Source organism: Streptomyces sp. NPDC054840 (genome assembly GCF_053611065.1).
The window spans coordinates 1-7,508 of record NZ_JBSGZP010000359.1 but is presented as its reverse complement, the minus strand read 5'-3'; the positions used below and the strand labels follow the sequence as shown (position 1 = coordinate 7,508).

Here is a 7,508-nt window from a genome sequence, read left to right as displayed (position 1 = left end):
GTGCGGGCCGCTGCGTCGGGAGGGGGCGGGGGTCAGAGGCCCAGGTCTTTGATGATCTTGGCTACGTGGCCCGTGGCCTTCACGTTGTAGAAGGCGTGCTCGACCTTGCCCTCCTCGTTGACGACCACCGTGGAGCGGATGACCCCGGTGACCGTCTTGCCGTACAGCTTCTTCTCGCCGTACGCGCCGTACGCCGTCAGCGTCTCCTTCTCCGGGTCGCTGACCAGGGTGACCTTCAGGTCCTCCTTCTCACGGAACTTCGCCAGCTTCTCCGGCTTGTCCGGGGATACGCCGATGACGTCGTAGCCGTGCCCCGTCAGGAAGGACAGGTTGTCCGTGAAGTCGCAGGCCTGCTTCGTGCAGCCCGGGGTCAGCGCGGACGGGTAGAAGTAGACGATCACCTTGCGGCCCTTGTGGTCGGCGAGCGAGACCTCGTTGCCGTCCGCATCGGGCAGGGTGAAGGCGGGGGCGGTGTCGCCCGGCTGGAGTCGCTCGCTCATCGGGACACTCTCCTCGGGAGGGGATCGGTATGGCATGAGACTAAGCTGACAGACTGTTCATGGCGGACTACGCCCCACAGACCACGACGACGGAGGCAGCGCGGTGCCGGAAGCCAGGACCCCCGCACAGATCGAGGCGGACATCGTCCGCCGCCGTGAGCAGCTCGCCGAGACGCTCGACGAGATCGGCGTGCGCATGCACCCGAAGACGATCATCGGGGACGCAAAGGCACGGGTCGCCTCGACCGTCGACCAGAACGCCGGGCGGGCCTTCGCCCAGGCCAACCGGATCGTGACGGATCTGCGGGACGGTCTGCGGTACGACGACGGGAGCCCGCGCATCGACCGGATCGTGCCCGTCGCGCTGGTCGCGGTGAGCCTGGTCGGGCTGCTCGTGGTGTCGGCGCGCCGCAAGCGCGGATGACCCTGAGCGGTACGGGACGGGCGCGGGCAGGTAGGTTCGTGGCGTGAGCGAGAAAACCACCCACGACAAGCTGCCCATTCGCATGCTGCACGACCGCGTGCTCGTGAAGTCCGATCTGCCGGAGGGCGAGCGGCGCTCGGGCGGCGGCATCCTGATTCCGGCGACGGCCGCGGTGGGCAAGCGGCTGGCCTGGGCGGAGGTGGTCGCGGTCGGGCAGAACGTCCGGACGGTCGAGCCCGGTGACCGGGTGCTGTACGACCCCGAGGCGCGTGCCGAGGTCGAGGTGCGGGGTGCGACGTACGTGCTGATGCGCGAGCGGGATCTGCACGCCGTGGCCGCGGAGCGGCTGGAGGGGTCGGAGGACTCCACCGGGCTGTATCTCTGAGGTTGTGGAAAAGGGCTGGTGGCGCAGGTCACCGGCCCTTTTTGTCGCCCTTTGCTACGGTGGAGGGGAACCCCGACGAGACGCGCCGTACCGGGTACGACAAGACGACGCACCCCGTATCGCTCGTTGTCTCGGAGGTGCCGTCATGGCATGGGTTCTTCTTCTCGTCGCCGGTCTGCTGGAGGTCGGCTGGTCGATCGGCATGAAGTTCACCGAAGGTTTCACCCGGCTGTGGCCCAGTGTGTTCACGGGTGCCGGGATCGTCGCGAGCATGGTGTTGCTGTCCTATGCCGCGAAGACCCTGCCCATCGGTACGGCGTACGGGGTGTGGGTGGGCATCGGCGCCGCCGGTGCGGCCGTGGTGGGTATGGCGGTGCTGGGTGAGCCCGTCACCGCCGCCCGGATCTTCTTCATCTGCCTGCTGCTGGTCGCCGTGGTGGGGTTGAAGGCGACCTCCGGTCACTGACGGGCTTATTCGAGGAACGCCGACGGCGGGCGCGGGCCTTCCGCGGGGCCTCCGTCGCTGCCCTGCGCGCTGCCCTGGGTGCTGCCTTGCGTGCCCTGGGTGGTGCCGCCCTGGTCGCCGCCCTGGGTGGTGCCGCCGTTGTCCTGACCGCCGTTGTTCTGACCGCCCTGGTTCTGGCCCCCGTTGTCCTGGCCGCCCTGGTTCTGGCCTCCGTTGTTCTGTCCGCCCTGGTTGCGCCCGCCCGTCGGGTTCGACGGTGAGGGCCGGGTCGGGCGCTCGGGGGCGCCGGGCGAGGGCTCGTCGGGGGTCTGCTGCGGCGGTTCGGATTCCCGGCCGGGCGGCGGGGGTTGTGCGGCGCCGGGCTGGAGTTCCAGGTCGAAGTCGACGGGGTCGGTGCCTTCCAGGGCGGTCTTGGTGTACGCGGCCCAGATCCGGGCGGGGTAGCCGCCGCCGCCGATGCGGGCCTCGCCGAGGGCGCCGTAGAGGGATTCCAGCGTTCCGGTGTCGGGGTCCTGGCCCATCATCGAGATCACGGTGACCAGGTCCGGGGTGTAGGCCGCGAACCAGGCCGAGCGGTCCAGTTCGCCGGTGCCGGTCTTGCCCGCGGCCGGGTGGCCGGCGGCGAGGGCGGCCGTACCGGTGCCGTTGTCCACGACGCTGACCAGCATGGACGTGGTGGTGTCGGCGGCTTCGCGGCTGATGGCCTGGCTGGGGGTGCGCTGGGGGAGGCCGATGGTGTCGCCGCCCTTGGTGATCTTCTCGACGAAGGTGTACGGGGTGCGGCGGCCGTGGTCGGCGAGGGTGGCGTAGGCCTGGGCCATGTCCAGGACGCCGGCTTGCAGGGTGCCGAGTGCCATGGCCGGGCCGGTCACGAAGTTGGGGGTGTTCTCGGGGATGCCGAGGTCGATGGCGGTCTTCTTGACCTTGGCGGCGCCGACGTCGACGGCCATCTGCGCGTACACGGCGTTGACGGAGAGGTCGGTGGCGGTGTTGACGGTGATGTTCCCGTAGGAGACCTGGCCTTCGTTCTCGGGGGCGAAGCGGATGCGGCCGCCGACGACCGGGCGTTTGTTGTCGCCGTTGTAGATCGTGTGGGGGGTGATCCGGCGGCCGTCCTGGGTGCGGGAGCCGTTCTCGACGGCGGCGGCGAAGACGAAGGGCTTGAAGGTGGAGGCGACCTGGTAGTCGTGGCGGGTCGCGTTGTTCACGTACTGCTTGGTGTAGTCGATGCCGCCGTACATGGCGAGGACCTTGCCGGTGGCCGGGTCGATGGAGACGCCGCCGGCCCGGACCAGCCGGTCGGCCTTGCGTGTCCCGGGTTCGAGCTTGCTGACCATCTGGCTGTCGACGGCGTCGACGAGGGCGTTCTGGCGGCGTTTGTCGATGGTGGTGGTGATGCGGTAGCCGCCTTCGGCGAGGGTCTTGTCGTCGAGGATCTCGTTGTCGACGATGTAGTCCTTGATCGCTTCGACGAGGTAGCCGCGCTGGCCGGACAGGCCGGCGGCGGCGCGGACCTTGCCCGGTTCGGGGAACCGGGTCGTCGCGCGTTCGGCGGCGGTCAGCCATTGCTTCTTGACCATGCCGTCGAGTACGTAGTTCCAGCGGGCGAGGGCGCGGGGGCGGCTCTGGGGGTGGGCGACGACGTCGAAGGCGCTGGGGGAGTTGAGGAGGGTGGCGAGGTACGCGCCCTCGGCGGTGGTGAGTTTGTTGACGTCCTTGCCGTAGTAGGCCTGTGCGGCGGCCTGGATGCCGTAGGCGTTGCGGCCGAAGTAGCTGGTGTTGAGGTAGCCCTCAAGGATGTAGTTCTTCGACTTCTCGCGACCGAGTTTGATCGCGATGAAGAACTCCTTGGTCTTGCGTTGGAGCGTCTGTTCCTGGCCCAAGTAGTAGTTTTTGACGTACTGCTGGGTGATGGTCGAACCGGACTGGGTGCCCTTGCCGGTCGCGGTGTTCCAGGCGGCGCGGAGCATCGCCTTGGGGTCGACCGCCCGTTCGGAGTAGAAGTCCCGGTCCTCGGCGGCCAGTACGGCCTCCTGCACGGACAGGGGGATCTGTGACAGCGGCACGTTGACGCGGTTGACCTCGCCGTCGCGGGCGATCTGGGAGCCGTCGGAGTACAGGTAGACGTTGGACTGCGCGGTGGCGGCGGCGTTGGCCGGCGGGATGTCGACCAGCAGGTAGCCGGCGACGAGGGCGCCGCCGATCAGCAGGGCGATGACCAGGATGCCGCCCAGGACCATGCGCCAGCTGGGCAGGAAGCGGCGCCGGCCCGTTCTTCGGCGCCGGGCCTGCTTCCCCGGCCGGCCCTGGTGCGGCCCCTGCTGTGGAGTTTGCCCCGGCCCTGACGGGTGCGCCCACGGCTGCGGTACGTCGGGCGGGGTGTCGGGGTCGCGAGGGGTCCAGCCCGGGGGTGGTGACTGGTCGCTCATCTCCAGGACTCCTCGACGCCGTTCAAAATATCCACTTCCGTACCTCATGGTGTCTACCCGATGGCCGTTGATTCCGCTCCGGACGGGCATAAATCGGTCGCGTGGCTCGCCCCTCCGCACTAAGCTCGCGCGCTTTGGCCGACGTAGGAACGACGTGGGAAACGGAGGGATACGGTGCGCCGGAGAGTGCGTCTCCACCTGGCGGTCGCGGCAGGCGGATTCAGGCGGTACGCCACCTACGGGACGGCGACAGCGGCCGGGGTGTTCACCAATACCGTGTTCGGGTTCATCGTCGCGTACACGTACATCGCGCTGTGGGACGAGCGTCCCGGACTCGGCGGATACGACCAGGCGCAGGCGCTGACCTTCGTCTGGGTGAGCCAATCGCTGCTGGCCGCCGCCGCCCTGATCGGCGGTGGCTTCCAGGAGGAGCTCCAGGAGCGGATCAGGACCGGCGACATCGCGGTCGACCTCTACCGGCCCGCGGACCTCCAGATGTGGTGGCTCGCGGCCGATCTGGGGCGGGCGGCCTTCCAGTTGCTGGGCCGCGGGGTGGTGCCGCTGGTGGCGGGGGCGCTGGCGTTCCCGCTGGCGCTGCCCGTCGATCCGCTGCGCTGGCTGCTGTTCCTGGTGTCCGTCCTGCTGGCGCTGGTGGTCAGCTTCGGGCTGCGCTACATGGTGGGGCTGGTGGCCTTCTGGCTGATGGACGGGGCCGGCATCAACATCATGGCCACGGTCGCCTCGGTCTTCTTCTCGGGGATGCTGCTGCCGCTGACCGTCTTCCCGGGCGGCTTCGGCGAGTTCGTCCGGGCCCTGCCGTGGGCGGCGATGCTGCAGGTGCCGATGGACGTCCTGCTGGGCAAGCACGCGGGGGCCGGGGGCGCGGCCGAGGCGCTGGGCTTCCAGGCCGGGTGGGCGCTCGTACTGCTGGGGGCGGGTCGGCTGGTGCAGTCGGCCGCGACGCGGAAGGTGGTGGTCCAGGGTGGCTGAGGCCGAGGCGGAGGTGACGGCGGTACCGGCGCGCGTCCGGCCGCGGGAGCGGGATGTCGCGGGGGCCGGGGAGGCGCGGCGCGGCGGCCCGGTCCGGGAGGGGCTGCGCGGCTACCGGCTGATCGTCGCGATGTGGATCCGCTCCACGATGACGTACCGGACGTCCTTCGTCCTGACGACCGTCGGGCACGCGGCGATCACGCTGCTGGACTTCGTCGCCATCTACATCATGTTCTCCCACGTGGACGCGCTCGGCGGCTTCACGCTGCCCGAGATCGCCCTGCTGTACGGGTCCTGTTCGGCCTCCCTGGGTCTGGCGGACATGCTGCTGGGGAACACCGACCGGATCGGAGCCCGGATCCGCGACGGCTCGCTGGACACGATGCTGGTGCGGCCGGTCCCGGTGCTCGCGCAGGTCGCGGCGGACCGGTTCGCGCTGCGCCGGCTGGGCCGGATCGGTCAGGGGCTCGGGGTGATGGGCTGGGCGGTCTGGACCCTGGACGTGGACTGGACGGCCGGGAAGGTGCTGCTGGTGCCCGTGATGGTGATCGCCGGTGCGGCCGTCTTCGCGGCGGTGATGGTGACCGGGGCGGCCTTCCAGTTCGTGACCGGGGACGCGGCGGAGGTGCAGAACTCCTTCACCTACGGCGGCTGCACGATGCTCCAGTACCCGCCGACGGTCTTCTCGAAGGACCTGCTGCGCGGGGTGACCTTCATCGTCCCGCTGGCCTTCGTCAACTGGCTGCCCGCGCTGCATGTGTTGGGGCGGCCCGATCCGCTGGGACTGCCCGGGTGGGTCGCGTACCTGAGCCCGCTGGTGGCCTTGGTGGTGTTCCTGCCCGCGTCGCTGGCGTGGCGCGCGGGAGTCCGTTCGTACCGAAGCACGGGGAGCTAGAGCTGTGGCGGATGCGCTGATCTCGTTGGACGGGGTCGAGAAGGTCTTTGACGTACGGCGCCGGGTGGGCCTGCTGCGCCGGGAGAAACGCCAGGTCAGGGCGGTGGACGGGATCAGTTTCGAGGTCGCCCGGGGTGAGATGGTCGGCTATATCGGGCCCAACGGCGCCGGGAAGTCCACGACGATCAAGATGCTGACCGGCATCCTGACCCCGAGCGGCGGCCGGCTGCGGGTCGCGGGCATCGACCCGGCGCGGGAGCGGATGCGGCTCGCCCACCGGATCGGGGTGGTGTTCGGGCAGCGCACCACGCTGTGGTGGGACCTGCCGCTGAAGGACTCGTACGGGCTGATGCGGCGGCTGTACCGGGTGCCGCGGGCGCGGTTCGAGGAGAATCTGGAGCGCTGTGTGGAGCGGCTGGACCTGGCCGAGCTGCTGGACGTCCCGGTACGGCAGCTGTCGCTCGGGCAGCGGATGCGCGGGGACATCGCGGCGGCGCTGCTGCACGATCCGGAGGTGCTGTACCTGGACGAGCCGACGATCGGGCTCGACGTGGTGAGCAAGGCGAAGGTACGGGGTTTCCTGCGGCAGCTGAACCAGGAACTCGGCACGACCGTGCTGCTCACGACGCACGACCTTCAGGACATCGAGCAGCTGTGCGAGCGGGTGATGGTGATCGACCACGGGCGGCTGATGTACGACGGGCCGTTGGGCGGGCTGCACGCGGCGGGGGCGGTGGGGGAGAGCGAGCGGACGCTGGTGGTGGACCTGGAGCGGGAGCTCGCGCCGATCAGTGTGGCGGGGGCGCGGGTGGTGAAGGTGGAGGGGCCGCGGCAGTGGCTGGCGTTCCCGGCGGGGACGTCGGCGGCGCCGCTGGTGGCGGCGGTGGCGGCGGACTATCCGCTGGTGGACCTGTCGGTGCGGGAGCCGGACATCGAGGACGTGATCGCGCGGATGTACGCGGGCCGGGGCTGAGGCTTCCGCGAACCGGGGGAAGGCCAGGGAAGGCCAGGGAAGGCCCCGGGGAAGGCCAGGAGGAAGGCCACGAGGACGGCCAGGGGGGAAGGCCACGAGGACGGCCAGGGGGGAAGGCCACGAGGACGGCCAGGGGGGAAGGCCACGGGGAAGGTCAGGGGAAAGCCCGGGACGATCCGGGGACGATCTCAGGGGCTGAGCCGTACAACTCCCCGGCAACCCTGCCTAGTCTGGTCGGCATGAGTGACGAGCGGCCGGAGAAGCCGTTGCCGGAGCTGAGGGCGTCGGACGCCGACCGGGACCGGGTGGTGGAGCGTCTGCGGGACGCCGTCGCCGAGGGCCGGCTCGACATGGAGGAATTCGAGGAGCGGCTCGACGCGGTCTACAGGTCGCGGACGTACGCGGAACTGGAACCCCTGACGCGGGACCTGCCGGCACCGCCGGAC

At 70.1% G+C, this 7,508-nt stretch carries 9 protein-coding genes and 1 riboswitch; of the genes, 7 read left to right on the top strand and 2 right to left on the bottom strand.

Annotation, left to right across the window (positions count from 1 at the left end):
* Positions 1–32 precede the first annotated feature (32 nt).
* Positions 33–500, bottom strand: a complete 468-nt coding sequence (bcp, locus tag ACWGIU_RS23565; protein WP_453708784.1) for a thioredoxin-dependent thiol peroxidase — start codon at positions 498–500, stop codon at positions 33–35.
* Between the two features lie 103 nt (positions 501–603).
* Between bcp and ACWGIU_RS23560 the strand changes: the two genes are divergently transcribed.
* The 3 genes from ACWGIU_RS23560 (at position 604) to ACWGIU_RS23550 (ending at position 1,775) form a co-directional block, all read left to right on the top strand.
* Entirely contained in the window at positions 604–924 is a 321-nt protein-coding gene (locus ACWGIU_RS23560; protein WP_453708782.1) for a DUF3618 domain-containing protein, read from the top strand.
* An 82-nt stretch (positions 925–1,006) separates the two neighbouring features.
* Complete coding sequence (locus ACWGIU_RS23555) at positions 1,007–1,309, top strand: GroES family chaperonin (RefSeq protein WP_453708785.1); 303 nt, start codon at positions 1,007–1,009, stop codon at positions 1,307–1,309.
* A gap of 42 nt (positions 1,310–1,351) precedes the next feature.
* Positions 1,352–1,423, top strand: a riboswitch (guanidine-III (ykkC-III) riboswitch).
* Between the two features lie 31 nt (positions 1,424–1,454).
* Positions 1,455–1,775, top strand: coding sequence for a DMT family transporter (locus tag ACWGIU_RS23550; protein ID WP_453422909.1), 321 nt, complete (start codon positions 1,455–1,457; stop codon positions 1,773–1,775).
* Positions 1,776–1,780: 5 nt separating this feature from the next.
* Here the strand turns inward: ACWGIU_RS23550 and ACWGIU_RS23545 are convergent, their stop codons facing one another.
* Positions 1,781–4,204 (bottom strand): transglycosylase domain-containing protein, encoded by a 2,424-nt coding sequence (locus tag ACWGIU_RS23545; protein WP_453708780.1) that lies wholly within the window; start codon positions 4,202–4,204, stop codon positions 1,781–1,783.
* 186 nt (positions 4,205–4,390) lie between these two features.
* Between ACWGIU_RS23545 and ACWGIU_RS23540 the strand changes: the two genes are divergently transcribed.
* From ACWGIU_RS23540 to ACWGIU_RS23525, 4 genes are all read left to right on the top strand, one after another.
* Positions 4,391–5,194, top strand: a complete 804-nt coding sequence (locus ACWGIU_RS23540; RefSeq protein ID WP_453708778.1) for an ABC transporter permease — start codon at positions 4,391–4,393, stop codon at positions 5,192–5,194.
* Entirely contained in the window at positions 5,187–6,089 is a 903-nt protein-coding gene (locus ACWGIU_RS23535) for an ABC transporter permease (RefSeq protein ID WP_453708776.1), read from the top strand. The genes ACWGIU_RS23540 and ACWGIU_RS23535 overlap by 8 nt, the downstream gene beginning before the upstream one ends.
* Positions 6,090–6,093: 4 nt before the next feature.
* Positions 6,094–7,062, top strand: coding sequence for an ABC transporter ATP-binding protein (locus ACWGIU_RS23530; RefSeq protein WP_453708774.1), 969 nt, complete (start codon positions 6,094–6,096; stop codon positions 7,060–7,062).
* 239 nt (positions 7,063–7,301) lie between these two features.
* Positions 7,302–7,508 (top strand): DUF1707 SHOCT-like domain-containing protein (locus ACWGIU_RS23525; protein ID WP_453708772.1); only part of this gene is annotated, 207 nt, incomplete at its 3' end.